General features: G+C 59.2%; 20 protein-coding genes. 17 read left to right on the forward strand and 3 right to left on the reverse strand.

The features are described from left to right. The first annotated feature begins 117 nt into the window (after positions 1–117). Both ACL0K2_RS19605 and pdxH read left to right on the forward strand, forming a co-directional pair. Positions 118–747 carry an OmpA family protein gene (locus ACL0K2_RS19605; RefSeq protein WP_045161272.1) on the forward strand — a complete coding sequence of 210 codons (630 nt, stop codon included), beginning with the start codon at positions 118–120 and terminating at the stop codon, positions 745–747. Positions 748–849: 102 nt separating this feature from the next. Beyond that, positions 850–1,500, forward strand: coding sequence for a pyridoxamine 5'-phosphate oxidase (gene pdxH / locus ACL0K2_RS19610; protein WP_045161273.1), 651 nt, complete (start codon positions 850–852; stop codon positions 1,498–1,500). A gap of 62 nt (positions 1,501–1,562) precedes the next feature. Here the strand turns inward: pdxH and ACL0K2_RS19615 are convergent, their stop codons facing one another. Next, a complete protein-coding gene (locus tag ACL0K2_RS19615) occupies positions 1,563–1,799 on the reverse strand; it encodes a hypothetical protein (RefSeq protein ID WP_045161274.1) in 237 nt (78 codons plus the stop codon). Between the two features lie 184 nt (positions 1,800–1,983). Between ACL0K2_RS19615 and ACL0K2_RS19620 the strand changes: the two genes are divergently transcribed. The 7 genes from ACL0K2_RS19620 (at position 1,984) to ACL0K2_RS19650 (ending at position 8,460) form a co-directional block, all read left to right on the forward strand. Next, complete coding sequence (locus tag ACL0K2_RS19620) at positions 1,984–2,445, forward strand: glycine zipper domain-containing protein (protein ID WP_413043264.1); 462 nt, start codon at positions 1,984–1,986, stop codon at positions 2,443–2,445. A gap of 304 nt (positions 2,446–2,749) precedes the next feature. Continuing rightward, positions 2,750–5,542 carry a monovalent cation/H+ antiporter subunit A gene (locus ACL0K2_RS19625; RefSeq protein WP_045161277.1) on the forward strand — a complete coding sequence of 931 codons (2,793 nt, stop codon included), beginning with the start codon at positions 2,750–2,752 and terminating at the stop codon, positions 5,540–5,542. Continuing rightward, complete coding sequence (locus ACL0K2_RS19630; RefSeq protein ID WP_045161278.1) at positions 5,542–5,871, forward strand: Na+/H+ antiporter subunit C; 330 nt, start codon at positions 5,542–5,544, stop codon at positions 5,869–5,871. Before ACL0K2_RS19625 ends, ACL0K2_RS19630 begins: the two co-directional genes overlap by 1 nt. Continuing rightward, a complete protein-coding gene (locus ACL0K2_RS19635; RefSeq protein ID WP_413043265.1) occupies positions 5,868–7,370 on the forward strand; it encodes a monovalent cation/H+ antiporter subunit D in 1,503 nt (500 codons plus the stop codon). The genes ACL0K2_RS19630 and ACL0K2_RS19635 overlap by 4 nt, the downstream gene beginning before the upstream one ends. Beyond that, a complete protein-coding gene (locus ACL0K2_RS19640) occupies positions 7,367–7,867 on the forward strand; it encodes a Na+/H+ antiporter subunit E (RefSeq protein ID WP_045161280.1) in 501 nt (166 codons plus the stop codon). The genes ACL0K2_RS19635 and ACL0K2_RS19640 overlap by 4 nt, the downstream gene beginning before the upstream one ends. After that, positions 7,852–8,121, forward strand: a complete 270-nt coding sequence (locus ACL0K2_RS19645) for a K+/H+ antiporter subunit F (RefSeq protein ID WP_045161281.1) — start codon at positions 7,852–7,854, stop codon at positions 8,119–8,121. Before ACL0K2_RS19640 ends, ACL0K2_RS19645 begins: the two co-directional genes overlap by 16 nt. Positions 8,122–8,130: 9 nt before the next feature. After that, the gene (locus ACL0K2_RS19650) at positions 8,131–8,460 is read left to right on the forward strand and encodes a Na+/H+ antiporter subunit G (protein WP_045161282.1); all 330 of its coding nucleotides are present in this window, start codon (positions 8,131–8,133) and stop codon (positions 8,458–8,460) included. 15 nt (positions 8,461–8,475) lie between these two features. Here the strand turns inward: ACL0K2_RS19650 and ACL0K2_RS19655 are convergent, their stop codons facing one another. Together ACL0K2_RS19655 and map are read right to left on the reverse strand one after the other, a co-directional pair. Next, positions 8,476–11,178 carry a [protein-PII] uridylyltransferase gene (locus ACL0K2_RS19655; RefSeq protein WP_045161283.1) on the reverse strand — a complete coding sequence of 901 codons (2,703 nt, stop codon included), beginning with the start codon at positions 11,176–11,178 and terminating at the stop codon, positions 8,476–8,478. Positions 11,179–11,213: 35 nt separating this feature from the next. Further along, entirely contained in the window at positions 11,214–11,996 is a 783-nt protein-coding gene (gene map / locus ACL0K2_RS19660; protein ID WP_045161284.1) for a type I methionyl aminopeptidase, read from the reverse strand. Positions 11,997–12,308: 312 nt separating this feature from the next. On the opposite strand from map, the gene rpsB reads away from it, so the two are divergent. The 8 genes from rpsB to rseP all read left to right on the forward strand — a co-directional run bounded on the left by rpsB (position 12,309) and on the right by rseP (position 19,898). Beyond that, positions 12,309–13,049: a 30S ribosomal protein S2 gene (gene rpsB / locus ACL0K2_RS19665; protein WP_025240918.1), complete on the forward strand. Its 741-nt coding sequence runs from the start codon at positions 12,309–12,311 to the stop codon at positions 13,047–13,049. 126 nt (positions 13,050–13,175) lie between these two features. Then, complete coding sequence (tsf, locus tag ACL0K2_RS19670) at positions 13,176–14,045, forward strand: translation elongation factor Ts (protein ID WP_045161285.1); 870 nt, start codon at positions 13,176–13,178, stop codon at positions 14,043–14,045. Positions 14,046–14,240: 195 nt separating this feature from the next. Beyond that, positions 14,241–14,984, forward strand: coding sequence for a UMP kinase (gene pyrH / locus ACL0K2_RS19675; RefSeq protein ID WP_019342381.1), 744 nt, complete (start codon positions 14,241–14,243; stop codon positions 14,982–14,984). Then, positions 14,981–15,538, forward strand: coding sequence for a ribosome recycling factor (frr, locus tag ACL0K2_RS19680; protein ID WP_045161286.1), 558 nt, complete (start codon positions 14,981–14,983; stop codon positions 15,536–15,538). The genes pyrH and frr overlap by 4 nt, the downstream gene beginning before the upstream one ends. Positions 15,539–15,697: 159 nt before the next feature. Continuing rightward, positions 15,698–16,459 carry a polyprenyl diphosphate synthase gene (uppS, locus tag ACL0K2_RS19685; RefSeq protein ID WP_045161287.1) on the forward strand — a complete coding sequence of 254 codons (762 nt, stop codon included), beginning with the start codon at positions 15,698–15,700 and terminating at the stop codon, positions 16,457–16,459. Beyond that, on the forward strand, positions 16,453–17,268 hold the full coding sequence (locus tag ACL0K2_RS19690; protein WP_045161288.1) for a phosphatidate cytidylyltransferase: 816 nt from the start codon (positions 16,453–16,455) through the stop codon (positions 17,266–17,268). The genes uppS and ACL0K2_RS19690 overlap by 7 nt, the downstream gene beginning before the upstream one ends. Beyond that, positions 17,265–18,455: a 1-deoxy-D-xylulose-5-phosphate reductoisomerase gene (gene ispC / locus ACL0K2_RS19695; RefSeq protein ID WP_413043266.1), complete on the forward strand. Its 1,191-nt coding sequence runs from the start codon at positions 17,265–17,267 to the stop codon at positions 18,453–18,455. Before ACL0K2_RS19690 ends, ispC begins: the two co-directional genes overlap by 4 nt. A 93-nt stretch (positions 18,456–18,548) precedes the next feature. Then, on the forward strand, positions 18,549–19,898 hold the full coding sequence (rseP, locus tag ACL0K2_RS19700; RefSeq protein ID WP_413043267.1) for an RIP metalloprotease RseP: 1,350 nt from the start codon (positions 18,549–18,551) through the stop codon (positions 19,896–19,898). The last annotated feature ends 22 nt before the right edge of the window (positions 19,899–19,920 follow it).

The raw sequence follows: 19,920 nt of genomic DNA on the forward strand, positions 1-19,920 counted from the left end.
GAGGGACTTTTCATAACAATGACCTGCGTCCACAATTTGAGACAAATCCTTGCTTAAGCTCGTTGCCTGCTCCGCGCGGCTTGTATTCGCAAATTCACCTTTCACGGAACCTGGCTCATGAACCTGCTGAAAAAAAGCGCCTCCTTTATTCTCTGCATGGTCATTGCCGGCTGTAGCTCCAATAGCGACAAGCCGACCGAAGTAGCCGTTGTGCCAGAACCCGTGATTGATCCTGCCTGGGCGGATAATTATGAGTCCCGATTGCGTGATGCCTTGAAAGACAGTCGTTTCGAGCTTGAGCGTCGCGAAGGCATGCTGGTAGTCACCGCGCCTGTCGACGCATCGTTCAACCCGGACCGCCCTGGCATGTTGCTGCCTGTGACGCTCGGCCCCATCAGTCGAGTGGCGAAATTGGTGGAAGGTGACGAGAAAACCGCTGTGGTCGTGCTGGGACATGCCGACAGTACCGGATCGGCCGATATCAACCGTGACATCAGCCGTCAACGTGCCGGCGCGGTAGCGGCGATCTTCCGCCTCAGCGGTTTGAAGCACGACCGGCTGCGCATTCGCGGGCTGGGCTCCGATCTGCCGCGGGCCTCGAATGAAAATGAAGAAGGTCGTGCGCTGAATCGTCGTGTCGAAATGGTTCTGGCGCCACAGCCGACTCTTCTGACCTTGATTGCCCAGTACAGCGAGGCGCCCAAATCGACTCAAGTGGCCGCTGCAGAGGTAACCAAAGCCAAGTAAGACAGACTGAATCTGCTGCGATGGCTTGTTTTGCGTTGCGTCAAGTTGGGCTCGCGACCAAACGGGTACCCTCAGGCTTCGACTGTTTCAGGAATTGCTGCGATGACCCAGACCTTGGCCGATATGCGCCGCGACTACACTCGTGAAGGCCTCAGTGAGGCGAACGCACCCGATGAGCCCTTCGCGCTCTTTCGCCAGTGGTTCGCAGATGCGGTACAGACGGAGCAGCTTCCGGTCGAACCCAACGCCATGACCCTGGCCACAGTGGATGCCGAAGGGCGTCCGCATTGTCGTGTACTTTTGCTTAAGGCGCTGGACGAGCGCGGCTTCACGTTCTTCAGCAACTATGACAGTGCCAAGGCGGAGCAGATGCAGGCCTGTCCGTTCGCCGCAATGACCTTCTTCTGGCCGAGCCTTGAACGCCAGGTGCGCATCGAAGGACAGGTCGAGAAAGTCAGTGCTGCCGAGTCGGATGCCTATTATCAGGTGCGGCCGCTGGGCAGCCGTCTGGGTGCCTGGGCGTCACCGCAGAGCCAGGTTATTCGTGATCGGGCCGAACTCGAGCGATTGCTCGCCGAAACCGAACAGCGCTTCCTGGACCAGATGCCACATTGTCCGCCTCACTGGGGTGGCTACCGCTTGCTGCCGGAGCGAATGGAGTTCTGGCAGGGCCGTCCCAGTCGTCTCCATGATCGACTCAATTATCGACGCGTCGCCGCCAGCACCTGGCAGCGCGAGAGGCTGGCGCCCTGATTCGTTGAGAGGGAGCGGGACATCGCTGAGGTCATGGTAAGGGACCGTCCTTTATCATGACGTCACTTCGCGCTGTAACGCTCCAGGTCTCGTTCCAGCCAGCTCTGCAAATCTTTCCGTTTCACGCGGGCCGCCTTTGCTGCCGCGAGCCGTTGCAGCGCCCATTCACGTTTCTTCGGATCGTTACCCGCCAGGGATAGCGCCAAATCCCGGTCGGCCCAGCGCCTGAAACGAACGAACAGCCAGGCATGGAAAACCAGTCCGGCCAGGGTGGTAACGGTGATGATGAAATAGTCCATAACAAAATTCCGTGAAACAGCTCAGCGAGCGTCATGCATGCGAGGCGGGATCGCCTCGGGTAAAGTAGGGTCCTAATTGGCACGAATGCTGAGTCAGGTCGAGGCCGCTGCCAAGCGTCTCTTAGCCGCAGGCGCCTGTTCAACGCGGTCGGGGATGAATATCTGTTTCCCAGGAGAGTACATCATGCGCAACTCCTTTTTTGTGGCTTCCTTTACCGCTATGGCCTTGGCCGTAGGCGGCTGCACATCCAACCTCACCGGAGACTCCTATTCTCGTGACGAGGCGCGAACGGTGCAGACCGTCCGATACGGAACCATCGAGTCGCTACGTCCGGTCAAGCTCGAGGGTACGAAGACGCCGATTGGCAGTGGTGCCGGCGCGGTGGTGGGCGGTATCGCCGGTAGTGGCGTTGGTGGCGGGCGTGGTAGTGCGGTCGCAGCCGTAATCGGCGCTGTTGCAGGTGGCATGCTCGGCGCAGCGGCAGAAGAGGGCATCACGCGTGCACAGGGCGTCGAAATCACCATGCGTGAGGACGACGGCAACATGCGCGCCTATGTTCAAGAGGTCGAGCCGAACCAGGTCTTTCGGGTCGGTCAGCGCGTACGCATCATGACGGTCAATGGCACCAGTCGCATTGCGCCCTGAAATGGCTTGCTTCGGTAGGCCAGCGACAGGTCTGTGATCTGAGGTCTTGCAACTATCTGCAGTTGTTACGGTGAGCAAACGCAGGCGGCTGGTTGCACCGCTGCGTAGTGATATAGGCGTGGCCTGAGTACCGTCTGTTACGGTGGTGGGCTGCGCCTTTTGTTTTTCGAAATACATGAATTCATGACGTCGCTGCTATCGGTATGGATAATCGGCGCACACCGCCATGCCTGCTCGGGCTGAGATACGGTCGACCAAAGGATATAACCGCTGCGCGACTGCGCGGCTCAAGGGGTTTTTGCTCATGGCGCTTGCGCTGATAATCGCTTTGCCATTTCTAGGAATTTGCCTGCCGCTGGTGTGCGAGCGCTTTGGTCGTTCCGCCTGTGCATTTGGCGCCGGGCTGGCCCCTTTGTTGGCGCTGGTATTGCTGTTATCCAAGCGTGGCGCCGTGTTTGGTGGTGAAACGCAAGTGCTGACCATGCCCTGGCTCCCCGAGCTGGGGTTGAATCTCAGCCTCAGACTCGACGGTTTGGGCTTCCTGTTTGCGTTGTTGATCCTTGGCATTGGCCTGCTGGTCATTCTTTACGCGCGTTATTACCTTTCTAAAAGCGAGCCGATGGGCCGCTTCTTCAGCTTTTTTTTGTTGTTCATGGGCGCCATGCTCGGTGTGGTGCTATCCGAAAACCTTCTGTTGATGTTGATGTTCTGGGAGCTGACCAGTCTCTCCTCGTTCCTGCTGATCGGCTTCTGGAATCATCGCTCCGATGCACGTCAGGGCGCGCGGATGGCCCTCGCCGTAACAGGCGGTGGCGGTCTCGCATTGCTGGCCGGCATCCTGTTGATCGGCCATATCGTTGGCAGCTTCGAGTTGAGCGCGGTGTTGGCATCCGGCGACCTGATCCGGGCCAGCTCGCTGTATCCGCTAACGCTGATCCTGGTGCTGCTCGGCGTGTTCACCAAGTCCGCGCAATTTCCATTTCACTTCTGGTTGCCCCAGGCGATGGCGGCGCCTACGCCGGTATCGGCGTTTCTGCACTCGGCGACTATGGTCAAGGCGGGCGTGTTTCTACTGGCGCGGTTGTATCCGGCGTTGTCGGACTCGGAGTGGTGGTTCTACCTGGTCACCCTGACGGGGCTGGCTACTTTATTGATCGGCGCTGTGATGGCGCTATTCCAGCACGATCTCAAAGGGCTATTGGCTTACTCGACCATCAGCCATCTCGGGTTGATCACGTTGTTGTTCGGCCTCGACTCGCGGCTGGGGCCGGTGGCGGCGATCTTTCACATCATCAACCACGCGACGTTCAAGGCATCGTTGTTCATGGCCGCCGGGATCATCGATCACGAGACAGGAACGCGCGACATGCGACGCATCAACGGCATGCTGAAGTACATGCCGCACACGGCGGCACTGGCGATGGTAGCCTCACTGGCGATGGCCGGAGTGCCGCTGCTCAATGGCTTCCTGAGCAAAGAGATGTTTTTTGCCGAGACCCTCGATCAGCATTTGTTGGGCAGCTTCTACTGGACAATTCCGGCGTTGGCGACCTTGGCGAGTGCCTTTTCGGTCGCTTACTCGCTGCGCTTCGTGCATGACGTCTTCTTCAATGGCGAACCGATCGACTTGCCTAAATATCCGCCGCACGAGCCCGCACGGTACATGAAGATTCCTGTCGAAATTCTGGTGTTGCTCTGCCTGCTGGTGGGCATGTTGCCTGCCTATACCGTGGCGCCACTGCTGGCCGCTGCCGTTGCCGGTAGCCTGGGCGGCGATGTGCCCGAGTACAGCCTGGCGATATGGCACGGCTTCAACCTGCCCCTGGCCATGAGCTTCGTTGCCTTGGGGGGCGGCCTGCTCATCTATTCGATGCGTAAGTGGGCGTTTCGCTGGTACGAAGGGCTGCCACGGGTCGATTCCCTGCAAGTCTTCGCACGCGTAGTCAGCGACATTGCCGGAACGGCGCGCTGGGTAACCGAGCGCATGGAAAATGGATCTCTGCAGCGTTACCTGGCGCTTATGCTGTTCAGCTCATTGCTGGTAGTTGTGTATGCACTGACACCTCTACGGTCGTTGCGCGGCTCTGTGCCGATGACGCCGCTGGACGGCATCACCGTGCTCGGACTGGTGATCCTTGGCCTGGCTTCGGTAATGACGGTTGTATTCCACCGCAGGCGCCTGATGGCGTTGATGGTGCTGAGTGTCGTGGGCTTGATGGTTGCCCTGGTGTTCGCTCGCTACTCGGCACCCGATCTGGCGTTGACGCAGATATCGGTAGAAGTGGTGACCATCATTCTGCTGATCCTGGCGCTTTTCTTCATGCCTGACCGGACGCCGGTCGAGTCGAGCAGTCTGCGCAGTTTTCGCGACCTGATCCTCGCCGGTACTTTCGGCACCATGGTGGCTTTGCTCGCCTATGCGGTGCTGACGCGCCCCTACGACAGCATTGCGTCGTTCTTCCTCGAGAACAGCGTGGTCGGCGGGGGCGGGGCTAACGTGGTCAATGTGATTCTGGTGGACTTCCGTGGCTTCGATACGCTCGGTGAGATTGCCGTGCTGGCCATCGCTGCGGTTGGCATCTACGGCCTGCTTCACGGGCTGCGCCTGCCGCATCCGATACGCGACTATGGCGGCAGGCTATGGTCGACGGACCGGCATCCGATGGTGCTGGATACGCTTTCACGCGTGCTCTTGCCGATGGCGCTGCTGGTTTCGGTGTTTATCTTCCTGCGCGGTCACAACTTGCCGGGTGGCGGCTTCATTGCAGGGTTGATCACCGCGGTCGCGCTGATCTTGCAATACATCTCGCATGGCGTCGTCTGGGCGCAACAGCGTCAGCCGTTCAGTTATCACGGCGTGGCTGGGGCCGGTGTGCTGATTGCAGGCCTGACCGGACTGGGCAGTTGGCTGTTCGGTCGGCCATTCCTGACATCCGCCTTCGGCCATTTCCATCTGCCGCTGGTTGGCGAGTTTGAATTGGCAACCGCAATGCTTTTCGATCTGGGCGTTTACCTGGCAGTGGTGGGGGCCACTCTGCTGATTCTTTCCAACCTAGGTCATGTCAGCCAGGACGAGTCGTGCAAGGAGGTGCTTTGATGGAGTTTGTCTTCGCGATAACGCTCGGCGTGATGATGGCCAGCGGTGTTTATCTGCTGTTGCGTGCTCGCATATTTCCAGTGGTGATGGGACTGACGCTGATTTCCTACGCGGTGAATCTGTTCATCTTCGCCATGGGACGCCTCGCGACCGGGGTTCCGGCGATTATCGGAAAGAGTGCCGAGTATGGCGATCCCCTGCCGCAGGCGTTGGTGCTGACCGCCATCGTCATTGGCTTCGCCATGACCGCGTTCGTGGTGGTGCTGGCACTTCGTGGTCTCGGCGAGTTACGTACCGATCATGTTGACGGTCGGGAGCCGCGGGAATGAATCACGCATTGATCCTTCCGATCCTCCTGCCGTTATTGACCGGTTGCGTCTTGCTTTTGGCTCATCGGCAGGGCGCGCCATTCAAGCGTCTGGTGTCGGTTGCAGCGACGTGGTTATTGGTCCCGCTGACGCTTTGGCTGTTATTGCAGGCGGACTCCGGCGTGCTCTCGGTATACCGACTCGGCGACTGGCGACCACCGTTCGGCATCATGCTGCTGCTCGACCGGCTGAGCGCGCTGATGCTGCTGGTCACCGCCGTGCTTGCGGGCTTCTCGGTGCTCTACGCAGCGCGCGGAGACGACGAGCGTGGTCCGAATTTCCATGCGTTGTTCCAGTTTCAGCTGGCGGGTATCAACGGAGCATTTCTAACCGGTGATCTGTTCAATCTCTTCGTGTTCTTCGAGATTCTGCTGATTTCTTCCTACGCGTTGTTGCTGCACGGTCATGGCGCGAAACGGGTGCAGGCTGGCATCCACTACGTCGTGCTGAATCTGCTGGGGTCGTCATTGTTCCTGATTGGGGTCAGCATGCTCTACGGGCTCACCGGGACCCTGAACATGGCGGACCTGGCGGGGCGAGTGGCTGCGGCCGACCCGGCGGATGCGCCGCTACTGGCTGCTGCGGGTTACCTGCTGCTGGTGGTGTTCGCCTTGAAGGCAGCCATCCTGCCGCTGTACTTCTGGTTGCCGCGAGCCTATGCCTCGGCGACCGCACCGGTCGCGGCCCTGTTCGCGATCATGACCAAGCTCGGCCTCTATGCCATCGTACGGGTGTTCACGCTGATTTTCGGTAGCGAAGCGGGCGTACTCAGCAACATGGTGCTCGACTGGTTGTGGCCGCTATCGATGCTGACCCTTGTCGGCGGCGTGTTGGGCGCGTTGGCTGCACGCAATCTGCAGATCCTGCTGTCCTATCTGGTGGTGGTTTCGGTGGGGACGTTGCTGGCCGGCGTTGCGCTGGGAACGGAAGCAGGGCTGGGGGCGGCGCTTTACTACCTGGTGCATAGCACCCTGGTATCAGGCGGTCTGTTTCTACTGGCAGACATCATCGCGCGACAGCGCGGCGATACGGCATCCGAGCTGATATCGGCGCCAGCCTTGAGGCAGCCGTTGGTGTTGGGGGCGCTATTCTTCGCCGGCGCGATTTCCGTTGCTGGGCTGCCTCCCTTTTCGGGCTTTCTGGGCAAAGTGATGTTGCTGCGAGCCGTCTCTCCAGGTATCGATGCCTCGATACTCTGGCCCGTGATTCTGGTCGGTGGGTTGGGCATGGTAATTGCGCTGAGCCGGGCCGGCAGCATGGTGTTCTGGCGCCCGAGTGACGCAGTCAGCGTAGGAAAGCCGGCTGACACGGTACGTCTTGCCACGGCCTTCGGCTTGTTGCTGGGCAGTGTGATGCTGGTGGTGGCGGCACAGCCGATCCAGGCATACGTGCAGGCGACTGCCGCGCAGTTGTTCGATCTCGCACCCTATTTGCAGATCATTCGGGGAGGCGAGGTATGAGATCCCGTATGTTGCCCAAGCCGGCGCTTACCCTCTTGCTGGCCATGCTCTGGCTGATGCTCAATAACACCCTCGGCGTAGGACACCTCCTGCTCGGTCTGTTTCTCGGCTGGGCGATTCCATTGCTGGCGAAGGGCTTCCTGGTGGATCTGCCGGCGGTTCGGCGTCCGCTGAAGCTCTGCCTGTTTTGCGTCAAGGTTTTCTACGACATCGTCCTCGCCAACCTTCATGTCGCCAAGTTGGTGCTCGGGCCTCGGGGGCGTTTGCAGCCTGCGTTCGTCGAAATACCGATGGCGATCGAACACCCCTTTGTTCTCGCCGTATTGACCAGCATCATTTCGCTCACGCCAGGAACCGTATCAGCGGCATTGCGACCCGATCACAAAGTCCTTTTGATTCACGCGTTAGACGCCCCTGACATCGAGGCGCTGGCCGCCGAGGTGAAGAACCGTTACGAAACACCGTTGCTGGAGATATTCGAATGCTCACGTATGTGATTCCGCTGTGCATGGCGATCATCGGGCTTGCGGCGGTGCTCAATGTGATGCGATTGGTCCAGGGGCCTGACATGCCTGACCGGGTGTTGGCGCTCGACACGCTGTATATCAATGCGCTGGCGCTGATCGTAATGTTCGGTATCTGGCTGGCTTCCGATCTGTTCTTCGAGGCCGCCTTGCTGATCGCAGTGATGGGGTTCGTCAGTACCGTTGCGGTGGGCAAGCACCTGTTGCACGGTGAAATCATCGACTGAGGAGTCAGCATGCCATTCTGGATCGAACTGTTGGTGAGCGCGTTTTTGATCGTGGGCAGCGTTTTCGCGCTGGTCGGAGCGATCGGTCTGTATCGCCTGCCTGATTTCTTCACTCGGCTTCATGGGCCTACCAAGGCAAGCACCATGGGGGTGGGCGGTATCGTGATCGCGTCGATGATCTTTTTTAGTAGTCAGGGCGATGGCCTCAGCCTCCACGAAATGCTGATTACCCTGTTTCTGTTTCTGACCGCGCCGGTCAGTGCTCACGTACTGGCCAAAGCCGCGATGCAGCAGAAGCTGCCATACACGGCGAGGACGCGTGGCAAGCCCTGGGATTGACGAAGGCCGGGCGTGTCAGATGACGATGCTGCTCGGTGAAGGTTGTCGCTCATTTTCCTGTGACAGTTGCTTGATCATCGCCTGCTGCAACTGGATACACAGCTGCGGATCCGACAAAGGTTGATTATCGGCGTTGGTGACGAAGAACACGTCTTCCACGCGCTCGCCGAGCGTCGCGATCTTGGCGTTCTGCACTGACAGATCGAAGTCCAGGAATAGCTGGCCGATGCGTGCCAGCAGGCCGGGGCGATCAGGTGCGACAACTTCGATGATCGTCTGCGGGCGCTGCATGTCGTTGTGGATGGTGACCTGGGGCGGAAAGGCGAAATGCTTGAGCTGCCGGGGTACCCGCTTCTGAATGATCGTCAGGTAATCATCCGGATTGCGTAGTGCATCGATCAGGCCTTGGCGAATTTCCTCGGTACGTTCGGGATCGTTGCCAATGGGCGTACCGTCGGCATCCAGCACAATGTAGGTATCCAAGGTGAACTGGCTGCTCGAGGTGATGATCCGGGCGTCGTGAATGTTCAGGTTCAACTGATCCATGGCCGCCACGGTTACGGCGAAGAAGTCATGCTGATCCGGCGCGTAGATGAAAATTTGCGTGCCGCCTTCGAATTCGCGCTGGGTGGTTTCCTTGATCAATACCAGCGGCCCGCCGTCGCTCGGGTGATCGATGATGGCCTCGGTGTGCCAGGCGACGTCGGTGGAGCTGTGACGCATGAAATAATCATCGCCCAGCTGCGACCAGAGCTGTTCGGCATCGTCCGGATCGGTGCCGTTGCGCACCAGATTATCGAGCGCGGCGCGTTGGGTCTGACGAATCTGTTCCTCGCGCCCCAGCGGATTTTCCAGGCCACGCCTGAGCGCCCGCTTGGTTTCGGTGTACAGCTGGCGCAGCAGGCTGGCCCGCCATGAATTCCAGAGGGTTGGGTTGGTCGCGTTGATGTCCGCCACCGTCAGCACATACAGGTAGTCGAGGTGGGTCTCGTCGCCAACCAGTTGGGCAAAATCGTTAATCACTTGCGGATCGGAGAGGTCCTTGCGCTGCGCGGTTGTGGACATCACCAAGTGATTTTCCACCAGCCAGACCACCAGGCGCGTATCCCATGCAGGAAGCTTGTGGCGCAAACAGAACTCCTGAGCGTCCACCGCGCCCAGCTCCGAATGATCCCCGCCCCGGCCCTTGGCGATATCGTGATAGAGGCCCGCAATGTAGATGAGCTCGGGCTTGGGCAGGCGTTCCACCAGCTTGCTGGCCAGTGGGTACTTCTCGGCGACGCCGGGTTTGCTCAGCTTTCGCAGATATTTGATGACGTTGAGCGTGTGGGCATCGACGGTATAAATATGGAAAAGGTCATGCTGCATCTGTCCGACGATATGGCCGAACTCTGGCAAATAGCGCCCCAGAATGCCGTAACGATTCATTCGTCGCAGGTTGCGATGGATGCCTTCCTTGCACTTGAACAGCTCGATGAACAGGCTGGTATTGCGAATGTCGCTGCGAAAATCATCGTCGATGAGGTGGCGATGATCGCGCAGAAGACGAATGGTCTCGGCACGGACACCCTGAATTTCAGGGTGTTGTGCCAGCAGTACGAAAATTTCCAAGATCGCGAAGGGTCTGCGCTTGAATACCGAATCATCGGTCACTTCGAGGTAGCCGTCGCGCACTAGGAAGCGGCTGTTGAGCGGCACGGCGTCACCGCTGTCGCCTTCCCAGAGAATGACCTCGGCAAAGTGCTGCCCGACCAGATCGCTGAGCTCGGAAATGCTCATGACCACGCGGTAGTACTTCTGCATGAAACGCTCGATTGCCAGCTTGGCGTCGTTGTCTTTATAGCCGAGGAGGGCGGCCAGGCTGCGCTGGTGGTCGAACAGCAGGCGGTCCTCGGCGCGCCCGGCGAGCATGTGCAGCCCGTAGCGGACTCGCCAGATGAACTCCTGGCTGGAGGCGAGCAGGGAATATTCACCTTCGGTCAGAAAACCTTGGTCGAGAATTGCGCTTAAATTCAGGCTGCCAAGCTGGCGCCTTGCGATCCACAGGATCGTCTGGATGTCACGCAGCCCGCCGGGGGAGCCTTTTACGTTGGGCTCAAGGTTGTATTCGGTGTTGTTGTATTTGGAATGACGCGCCGCTTGCTCGTTGCGTTTGGCAAGGAAGAACTCCTTGCTCGGCCACATCTCCGATGGGCTGGTGACCTTCAGCATGTCCTGTCGCAGGCGCTCGGGACCGGCGATGGTGCGACTTTCCATCAGGTTGGTGATCACCGTCAGGTCTGCGCGTGCCTCTTCGGCGCATTCCGCCACAGAGCGTACGCTCTGGCCGACCTCGAGCCCGATATCCCAGAGCAGGGTCAGGAAACCTTCAATGGAACCGCGGAATTTCTCGTGATCACCGTTATCGAGCAAAATCAGCAGATCGATATCGGAATAGGGATGCAGTTCTCCGCGACCGTAACCGCCCACGGCCACTAGAGCGATATTAGAATCGTCGCACCAGTCGAAGCGGCCCCAAGCGGCTTGCAGAATCTGGTCGACGAACCAGGCGCGATCCTCGATCAGACGACGGATATCGTGGCCCGCTAGAAAGCGTGCATCGAGCACCTCTCGGGCTTTACGAATGACTTTCTTGAAGGCCGCGATGGGGCTTGCCTTGAGCGCCAGTTCGGCCTGGAACTGGCCTCCATCGAACAGCTCTGGATCAACCGGATGCATGCCTTCGTCCTCGAAACTGCGGAATCGATCAGTGATCAGGCTGACGTGCGGGCGATGCTGTCATCGCTGCGCAGGGTAAAGATTTCGTAGCCGTCAGCGGTGACCAGAATGGTGTGCTCCCACTGGGCAGAGAGCTTGCGATCCTTGGTGATAGCCGTCCAGCCGTCCCCGAGCAGGCGGGTCTCCGAGCGGCCCTGGTTGATCATCGGCTCAATGGTGAAGGTCATGCCTTCCTTCAGTTCCAGGCCGGTCCCAGCGCGGCCGTAGTGCAAGACCTGGGGTTCCTCATGGAAGACCTTGCCGATGCCATGCCCGCAATACTCCCGGACGACCGAAAAGCCATTCTTCTCGGCATGCTTCTGGATCACTTCACCGATGTCGCCGAGGCGCGCGCCGGGGCGAACAAGCTCGATACCTTTATAGAGGCATTCCTGTGTCACCCTGCACAGGCGCTCGGCCCATTCCGGAGTCTTGCCGACCATGAACATCTTGCTGGTATCGCCATGGTAGCCATCCTTGATGACGGTGATGTCGATATTGAGAATGTCGCCATCCTTCAAGGGCTTGTCGTTGGGGATGCCGTGACAGACCACATGATTGATCGAGGTGCAGATCGACTTGGGAAATCCCTTGTAGTTGAGCGGGGCGGGTATGGCTTGCTGGACGTTGACGATGTGGTCGTGGCAGAGGCGGTCAAGTTCATCGGTAGTGACGCCTGGCTTGACGTGCTCACCGATCATTTCCAGCACCTCGGCTGCCAGGCGGCCGGCGATGCGCATTTTCTCGATATCTTCAGGCGTCTTGATGGAAACGGTCATGCAACCCTCTTGGCGCCAAGAGGCGCAGGCGGAAAAATTGAAGGGATCAATGATAAACCAAAGCGCCCTTTGGCTGCAGGCGGGCCCGGAACGGGAACGTGGCGGGATAACTTTGAGTCCGTTCTGCTGACGGTGCCTATCTTGGGAGTGCGCTAGCCTCTGGCGCTTCTTTGTGCTATAAAACGCGCCGCTCTGCGGGAGTGCCCGCCGAGCCTGACCCCACACACGTGTCGACACGGTATCCTGGGTGCTCGCAAGAGTTGGATATCGGGACGCGTGGAGGCCTAACCCGACTTATTCTGAGGAAGTCCCATGTCTCAAGTCACTATGCGCGATATGCTGAAGGCCGGTGTGCACTTCGGCCACCAGACCCGTTACTGGAACCCGAAGATGGATAAATACATCTTTGGCGCGCGTAACAAGATTCACATCATCAACCTCGAAAAAACCCTGCCGATGTTCAACGACGCGCTGCGTTTCGTTGAAAAGCTGGCTGCGGGCAAGAACAAGATTCTGTTCGTCGGCACCAAGCGTTCCGCTGGCAAGATCGTTCGCGAAGAAGCTGCTCGCTGCGGTTCTCCGTACGTCGATCATCGCTGGTTGGGCGGCATGCTGACCAACTACAAGACCATTCGCGCCTCGATCAAGCGCTTGCGTGAGCTGGAAACCCAGTCTCAGGACGGTACTTTCGAGAAGCTGACCAAGAAAGAAGCTCTGATGCGTACCCGTGATCTGGAAAAGCTGGATCGCAGTCTGGGCGGTATCAAGGACATGGGCGGCCTGCCGGACGCGATGTTCGTTGTCGATGTTGATCATGAGCGCATCGCGATCTCCGAAGCCAACAAGCTGGGCATTCCGGTTATCGGTATTGTCGATACCAACAGCAGCCCGGAAGGCGTCGACTACATCATCCCTGGTAATGATGATGCCATCCGTGCCGTGCAATTGTATTTGGGCTCCATGGCAGACGCTGTACTGCGTGGCCGTCAGAATGGTGCCGGTGGCGCTGACGAGTTCGTCGAAGAAGCCGCCCCTGAGGCTGCTCAAGGCTGAGCGCAACTGTCGCCTAGCTGATACCCGTTGAACAGAAAGGGGGCTATGCCCCCTTTTTGCCACTTCCGAATTGATCGTCCGATTGATGGGCGATGATCGAAAATCGAATCGAGAGGATTTGCGAACATGGCAGAGATCACTGCAGCCCTGGTCAAAGAACTGCGCGAGCGCACTGGCCAAGGCATGATGGATTGCAAAAAAGCACTCACCGCTGCCGGCGGCGACATCGAAAAAGCCATTGACGATATGCGTGCAGCTGGTGCCATCAAGGCAGCCAAGAAAGCGGGCAACATCGCTGCTGAAGGCGCTATCGCGGTCAAGGTTGCTGATGACAACAAGCGTGCCGTGATCATTGAGGTCAACTCGCAGACCGACTTCCTGGCCCTGCAGGACGACTTCAAGAATTTCGTCAACACTAGTGTCGAGAAAGCCTTTGCCGAGAAGATGACCGATGCGGCTCCGCTGATCGCCGCTCAGGAAGCCGATCGTGAGGCGCTGGTTGCCAAGTGCGGCGAGAACGTCAACATCCGCCGTCTGACCACTGTCGAAGCTGATCTGGTTGGGTCCTACCTGCATGGTCATCGCATCGGCGTTCTGGTCGCCCTGAAAGGTGGCAACGTCGAGCTGGCCAAAGAAATCGCTATGCATGTGGCGGCCAGCAATCCTCAGTTCCTGGATCCGTCGCAGGTTTCCGAAGAAGCCGTTGCCAAGGAGAAGGAAATCTTCCTGGCGCTGAACGAAGACAAAATCAAGGGCAAGCCCGCCGAGATCGTCGAGAAGATGGTTGCTGGACGCATCAGCAAATTCCTTGCTGAAGCCAGTCTGGTCGAGCAAGCCTTCGTCAAGGATCCTGAAGTCAAGGTTGGCGATCTGGCGAAGAAAGCTGGTGCAGAGATCGTTTCCTTCGTTCGCTACGAAGTAGGCGAAGGCATCGAGCGTGCTGAAGTCGACTTCGCTGCCGAAGTTGCCGCCCAGGTCGCTGCTACCAAGCAATAAGACGCTCCTGTTGTCCTCGAAGAGGCTGCCCGCTCACGCGCGCGGCCTCTTTGTCGGACTGGGGCGCAGAAAAGTTTTTTTGCCGCGCTATAGTCAGCGCTTGGCACCAACTCGCGACTGCGCTGTCATAGCGCAGATATTTTCTGGCCATAGCGCCAATCTGATCATACGAACGCCGCAGGAGAAACAACGCCAATGGCTCAGCAGATGAGTGCACGCAATCCTCGCTATAAACGCATTCTGCTCAAATTAAGCGGCGAAGCCCTGATGGGGTCGGAAGACTTCGGCATCGATCCCAAGGTGCTTGATCGCATGGCCTTGGAAGTCGGGCAATTGGTCGGAATCGGCGTCGAGGTTGGTCTGGTCATCGGTGGCGGCAACTTGTTCCGCGGCGCGGCGCTTTCTGCGGCCGGTATGGATCGCGTCACTGGCGACCACATGGGCATGCTGGCGACGGTGATGAATTCCCTGGCCATGCGTGACGCTTTGGAGCGCTCGAACATTCCTGCGCTGGTCATGTCGGCGATTTCCATGGTCGGTGTCACCGATCATTACGACCGCCGCAAGGCTATGCGTCATCTCAAGAGCGGGGAAGTGGTGATTTTCTCCGCCGGCACCGGCAATCCATTCTTCACTACCGACTCGGCTGCCTGTCTTCGCGCCATCGAGATCCATGCCGACGTCGTACTCAAGGCCACGAAGGTTGATGGTGTGTACACCGCAGATCCATTCAAGGATCCAAATGCCGAGAAATTCGAGCAACTGACCTATGATGACGTGCTCGACCGCAAGCTGGGCGTCATGGACCTGACCGCCATCTGCCTGTGCCGCGACCACAACATGCCGCTGCGGGTGTTCAACATGAACAAGCCCGGTGCCCTACTTAATATCGTGCTCGGCGGCGCTGAAGGAACTTTGATCGAGGAACAGAACCAATGATCAACGAGATCAAGCAAGACGCTCAGGAACGCATGAAGAAAACCCTGGAATCGCTGGGGCATGCATTCGCCAAAATCCGCACCGGTCGTGCCCATCCGAGTATTCTCGACAGCGTGATGGTGTCCTATTACGGCAGCGACACCCCGTTGCGCCAGATCGCCAACGTAATTGCCGAAGACTCCCGCACCCTTGCATTGACCGTGTTCGACAAGGGCATGATTCAGGCGGTCGAGAAAGCCATCATGACTTCAGACCTGGGTTTGAATCCGGCCACGGCGGGCACCACCATTCGTGTTCCCATGCCGGCCCTTACGGAGGAGACCCGCAAGGGCTATACCAAGCAGGCGCGCGCCGAGGCCGAAAACGCTCGGGTCGCGGTGCGTAACATCCGCCGTGATGCTATCGCACAGCTCAAGGATTTGGTGAAAGAGAAGGAAATCAGCGAAGACGAGGAACGCCGTGCGCAGGACGACGTTCAAAAGCTGACCGACAAGTATGTTGCGGAAATCGACAAGGCGCTTGAAGGCAAGGAAAACGACCTGATGGCTGTTTGATGGTGCTGTACCGGACTTCGTCCGTACTGCTCACGTCGGAGCGCGCCGATCCGGTCGGGACCGAAGCGCGAGGGGCTAACCAGTCGTATCCCCCGGAAATTGCCGCCGGCAGTTTCTCCCATTGTTCGCAGCGTGATTGAGCGCAGGTAGAGTCGTTTCATGGAAAAGGTCAGGCAGACTGCCGGGCGGAATGTACCCCGTCATGTCGCAGTCATCATGGATGGCAACAATCGCTGGGCAAAACGGCGTCTTTTACCGGGCGTGGCTGGGCATAAGGCCGGAGTCGATGCGGTGCGAGCTGTCATCGAGGTATGTGCCGAGGCGGGTGTCGAGGTGCTGACACTGTTCGCCTTTTCCAGCGAGAACTGGCAGCGGCCGGCCGAGGAGGTCGGTGCGCTGATGGAGCTGTTCCTGACCGCGTTGCGCCGTGAGGCGCGCAAGCTCAATGAAAACGGCATCAGCCTGCGGATCATTGGTGATCGCTCGCGCTTCCATCCCGAGCTGCAGGCTGCAATGCTCGAAGCGGAAGAAATGACCGCCGGCCCTGGCCGTTTCGTACTTCAGGTTGCTGCCAACTATGGCGGTCAATGGGACATTCTCCAGGCCGCTCAGCGGATGGCTCGTGAAGCACAGGCGGGACACCTCGATCCGAACGAGATCTCGCCGGCACTTTTCCAGAGCTATCTCGCAACGGCTGATATGCCATTACCTGACCTTTGCATTCGTACTGGTGGTGAGCGGCGCATCAGCAATTTTCTGTTGTGGCAACTGGCTTACGCCGAGTTGTATTTTTCTGATCTGTTCTGGCCGGATTTCAAGCACGATGCCATGCGCACTGCACTGGCCGATTTCGCCAAGCGGCAGCGGCGTTTCGGCAAGACCGGTGATCAGGTTGAAACAGAGGTTCGTGCCGAATGCTGAAACAACGCATCATGACCGCCGCCGTTCTGCTACCAATCGCGCTGATTGGCTTTTTCCTTCTCGAGGGCCTCGCATTCGCTTTGTTCATCGGCGTTGTGGTGGTGCTGGGTGGTTGGGAGTGGGCGCGCCTTGCGGGCTTTGCTGGGCAGCTCGCGCGGATTGGCTATGCCGCGGTGGTCGCACTGCTCTTGATTTTGCTGTATCGGATGTCGGTGGCCGCTGCGTGGCTGCTCCCGCTCAGCGTGCTCTGGTGGCTGGCTGCCACCGCGCTGGTGCTCGGTTACCCTGGTAGTCAGCGCTACTGGGGGGGGCGTGTGGGTAGCCTGGTGATCGGTTTGTTGATTTTGTTGCCGGCGTGGCAGGCCTTGGTACAGCTCAAGCAATGGCCACAAGGCAACTGGCTGATCGTGGCGGTGATGGTCCTGGTCTGGGCTGCTGATATCGGAGCCTATTTTTCCGGTAAAGCGCTGGGGCGGCGCAAGTTGGCGCCTCAGGTCAGTCCGGGCAAGAGTTGGGAAGGCCTGGTCGGTGGGCTCATCACCAGCCTGTTGATTACGCTGGCTGTCGGGCTTTATCGGGGGTGGTCTCCCCGCGAGCTGGTACTGGCGCTGCTCGGTGCTGCAGTGGTCGTCGTGATTTCGGTGGTAGGTGATCTGACCGAAAGCATGTTCAAGCGCAGCTCGGGAATCAAGGACAGCAGTCAGTTGTTGCCTGGGCACGGGGGCGTGATGGATCGCATCGACAGCCTGACCGCTGCGGTGCCGGTTTTCACCGTTCTGCTGTGGCTGGCTGGGTGGGGTGCTTGGTGAGCGCACCCCTACAGGTCACGGTCCTTGGCGCGACGGGATCGATCGGGCTGAGTACGCTGGATGTGATGGCTCGTCATCCCGAGCGCTACCAGGCCTTCGCACTCACGGCGTTCAGTCGTATCGCCGAGCTGCGCGATTTGTGCCGCCTGCATCGCCCCCAATATGCCGTGGTCGATGGTAGCGACAAGGCTCGGGAGCTCCAGGGGCAGCTCGACTCAGACGGAATCAAGACTCGTGTGCTGGTAGGCGAGGGTGGACTGAGCGAAGTTGCGGCCCATCCCGAAGTCGATGTGGTGATGGCTGCGATTGTCGGCGCCGCAGGCCTGCGCCCCACTCTGGCGGCGGTTCAGGCCAGCAAGCGGGTATTGTTGGCGAACAAGGAGGCGCTGGTCATGTCCGGCGCGCTGTTCATGCAGGCGTTGCGCGACAGCGAGGCGGTGCTGCTGCCCATCGATAGCGAGCACAACGCTATATTTCAATGTCTGCCGGGCAACTATGGCCATGGGCTCGGCAGCGTCGGGGTGAGGCGGATTCTGCTTACCGCATCCGGCGGGCCGTTCCGTCAGCTACCGCTGGAGCAGCTTTCAGCGGTCTCCGCCGATCAGGCATGTGCGCATCCGAACTGGTCCATGGGACGAAAGATCTCTGTGGACTCGGCCAGCATGATGAACAAGGGGCTCGAGCTCATCGAGGCGTGCTGGCTGTTCAATGCGCGTCCCGATCAGGTCGAGGTGGTCATTCATCCGCAAAGCGTCATTCACTCGATGGTCGACTACATCGATGGCTCTGTGCTGGCACAGCTCGGGAACCCGGACATGCGCACGCCTATCGCTCATGCGCTGGCGTGGCCGGAGCGAATCGATTCAGGCGTGTCGGCATTGGATCTGCTGCAGACCGGCCGTCTGGATTTCGAAGCGCCCGACCAGCAGAGGTTCCCTTGTTTGCGTATTGCTCGGCAGGCTGCCCAGGATGGCGGAACGGCACCGGCAATGCTCAATGCGGCGAACGAGGTGGCGGTGGATGCATTTCTCAACGGTCGCATTCGCTTCACCGAGATCGCGAGTATCATCAAGGACGTTCTCGATCTGGAAGCGTCGGTTCCGGCCCGCTGTCTGGCGGATGTGTTTGCGGCCGATGCGCAGGCCCGAACGTTGGCGGCGCGTTGGTTGCATAGTCGCAATCGCTAACGGTTGAGGGTGTTCGCTTAGCAAAGCGATACAGGGCTCTGGGTTCGCCGGAGTCGGGAGCCGCTGAACAAGCCTTTCGAGGCAGAGGAAAATATGGGCGCGCTGTACATGATTATGGGCACCCTGGTGGCGCTGGGTGTGCTGGTAACCTTCCATGAATACGGGCATTTCTGGGTCGCGCGTCGTTGCGGCGTCAAGGTCCTGCGGTTCTCGGTAGGCTTCGGTCGTCCCCTACTGCGCTGGCATGATCGCCAAGGCACCGAGTTCGTCCTGGCGGCGATTCCGCTTGGCGGTTACGTGAAAATGCTCGATGAGCGAGAGGGTGATGTACCTCCGGCGCTGTTGGAGCAGACGTTCAATCGCAAGACGGTCAAACAGCGCTTCGCTATCGTATCGGCTGGGCCCTTGGCCAACTTTCTGCTTGCCCTGGTGTTCTTCTGGGCGCTGGCGATGCTCGGCACCGAGCAGGTTCGGCCAGTGGTGGGCGCCGTCGAGGCTGGCAGCCTCGCCGAGCGAGCCGGGCTGGCGGCCGGGCAGGAAATCGTCGAGATCAACGGCAAACCCACCTCCGGCTGGGCTGAGGTCAACCTTCAGCTGATCAGGCGGCTTGGAGAAAGCGGTTCGCTGGAGATTCTGGTGCGTACCGATGGTGATCGGACGCGGCGTCTGCAGCTGGAACTCAATGACTGGCTCAAAGGTGTCGAGGAACCGGATCCGATAGGTTCGCTGGGTATCCGGCCCTGGCGGCCGGAAATCGCCCCGGTCGTTGCACAGCTGGATCCCGAAGGGCCTGCGCAGGCAGCGGGCGTGCGTCTTGGTGATCGTCTGGTCAGCCTGGACGGCGAGCCGCTGAATGAATGGCAGCAAGTCATCGATCGCGTAAAGCCCTTGGCTGGTCGATCTGTGCAGTTGGAGGTCGAGCGTGACGGACAGCTCGTCGACCTGCCTCTGACACTGGCCGAGCGTGGCGAGGGCGAAAGCCGTCGGGGCTATTTGGGGGCCGGCGTTGCCGCTAGCGAATGGCCTGCGGACATGCTTCGAAGCGTCCGCTATGGGCCGGTCGAAGCAGTGGGGGAAGGGCTTCGCCGCACCTGGACGATGAGCGTCCTGACGCTCGATTCGCTGAAGAAAATGGTCTTCGGTGAGCTCTCGGTAAAAAACTTGAGCGGTCCGATAACCATTGCTAAAGTGGCGGGCGCTTCTGCACAGTCCGGCGTGGGCGACTTTCTCAATTTCCTCGCCTACCTGAGCATTAGCCTTGGAGTGCTCAATCTATTGCCTATCCCGGTCCTGGATGGTGGGCATCTGCTCTTCTATCTGGTCGAGTGGGTCCGTGGACGTCCCTTGTCGGACAAGGTCCAGGGCTGGGGAGTACAGATCGGCATCAGCCTGGTAGTTGGGGTGATGCTGCTTGCGTTGGTCAACGACCTTGGCCGCCTTTAACCGCCATATACCTTGATGTCGC

This window comes from Pseudomonas sp. YJ42 (genome assembly GCF_047225135.1).
In the GTDB taxonomy this organism is placed as follows: Bacteria; Pseudomonadota; Gammaproteobacteria; order Pseudomonadales; family Pseudomonadaceae; genus Stutzerimonas; species Stutzerimonas stutzeri_E.

Bases quoted from the DNA above. Each gene is read 5' to 3' on its own strand.
- ACL0K2_RS19605 (WP_045161272.1), top strand. From the start codon at position 118: ATGAACCTGCTGAAAAAAAGCGCCTCCTTTATTCTCTGCATGGTCATT.
- pdxH (WP_045161273.1), top strand. From the start codon at position 850: ATGACCCAGACCTTGGCCGATATGCGCCGCGACTACACTCGTGAAGGC.
- ACL0K2_RS19615 (WP_045161274.1), bottom strand. From the start codon at position 1,799: ATGGACTATTTCATCATCACCGTTACCACCCTGGCCGGACTGGTTTTC.
- ACL0K2_RS19620 (WP_413043264.1), top strand. From the start codon at position 1,984: ATGCGCAACTCCTTTTTTGTGGCTTCCTTTACCGCTATGGCCTTGGCC.
- ACL0K2_RS19625 (WP_045161277.1), top strand. From the start codon at position 2,750: ATGGCGCTTGCGCTGATAATCGCTTTGCCATTTCTAGGAATTTGCCTG.
- ACL0K2_RS19630 (WP_045161278.1), top strand. From the start codon at position 5,542: ATGGAGTTTGTCTTCGCGATAACGCTCGGCGTGATGATGGCCAGCGGT.
- ACL0K2_RS19635 (WP_413043265.1), top strand. From the start codon at position 5,868: ATGAATCACGCATTGATCCTTCCGATCCTCCTGCCGTTATTGACCGGT.
- ACL0K2_RS19640 (WP_045161280.1), top strand. From the start codon at position 7,367: ATGAGATCCCGTATGTTGCCCAAGCCGGCGCTTACCCTCTTGCTGGCC.
- ACL0K2_RS19645 (WP_045161281.1), top strand. From the start codon at position 7,852: ATGCTCACGTATGTGATTCCGCTGTGCATGGCGATCATCGGGCTTGCG.
- ACL0K2_RS19650 (WP_045161282.1), top strand. From the start codon at position 8,131: ATGCCATTCTGGATCGAACTGTTGGTGAGCGCGTTTTTGATCGTGGGC.
- ACL0K2_RS19655 (WP_045161283.1), bottom strand. From the start codon at position 11,178: ATGCATCCGGTTGATCCAGAGCTGTTCGATGGAGGCCAGTTCCAGGCC.
- map (WP_045161284.1), bottom strand. From the start codon at position 11,996: ATGACCGTTTCCATCAAGACGCCTGAAGATATCGAGAAAATGCGCATC.
- rpsB (WP_025240918.1), top strand. From the start codon at position 12,309: ATGTCTCAAGTCACTATGCGCGATATGCTGAAGGCCGGTGTGCACTTC.
- tsf (WP_045161285.1), top strand. From the start codon at position 13,176: ATGGCAGAGATCACTGCAGCCCTGGTCAAAGAACTGCGCGAGCGCACT.
- pyrH (WP_019342381.1), top strand. From the start codon at position 14,241: ATGGCTCAGCAGATGAGTGCACGCAATCCTCGCTATAAACGCATTCTG.
- frr (WP_045161286.1), top strand. From the start codon at position 14,981: ATGATCAACGAGATCAAGCAAGACGCTCAGGAACGCATGAAGAAAACC.
- uppS (WP_045161287.1), top strand. From the start codon at position 15,698: ATGGAAAAGGTCAGGCAGACTGCCGGGCGGAATGTACCCCGTCATGTC.
- ACL0K2_RS19690 (WP_045161288.1), top strand. From the start codon at position 16,453: ATGCTGAAACAACGCATCATGACCGCCGCCGTTCTGCTACCAATCGCG.
- rseP (WP_413043267.1), top strand. From the start codon at position 18,549: ATGGGCGCGCTGTACATGATTATGGGCACCCTGGTGGCGCTGGGTGTG.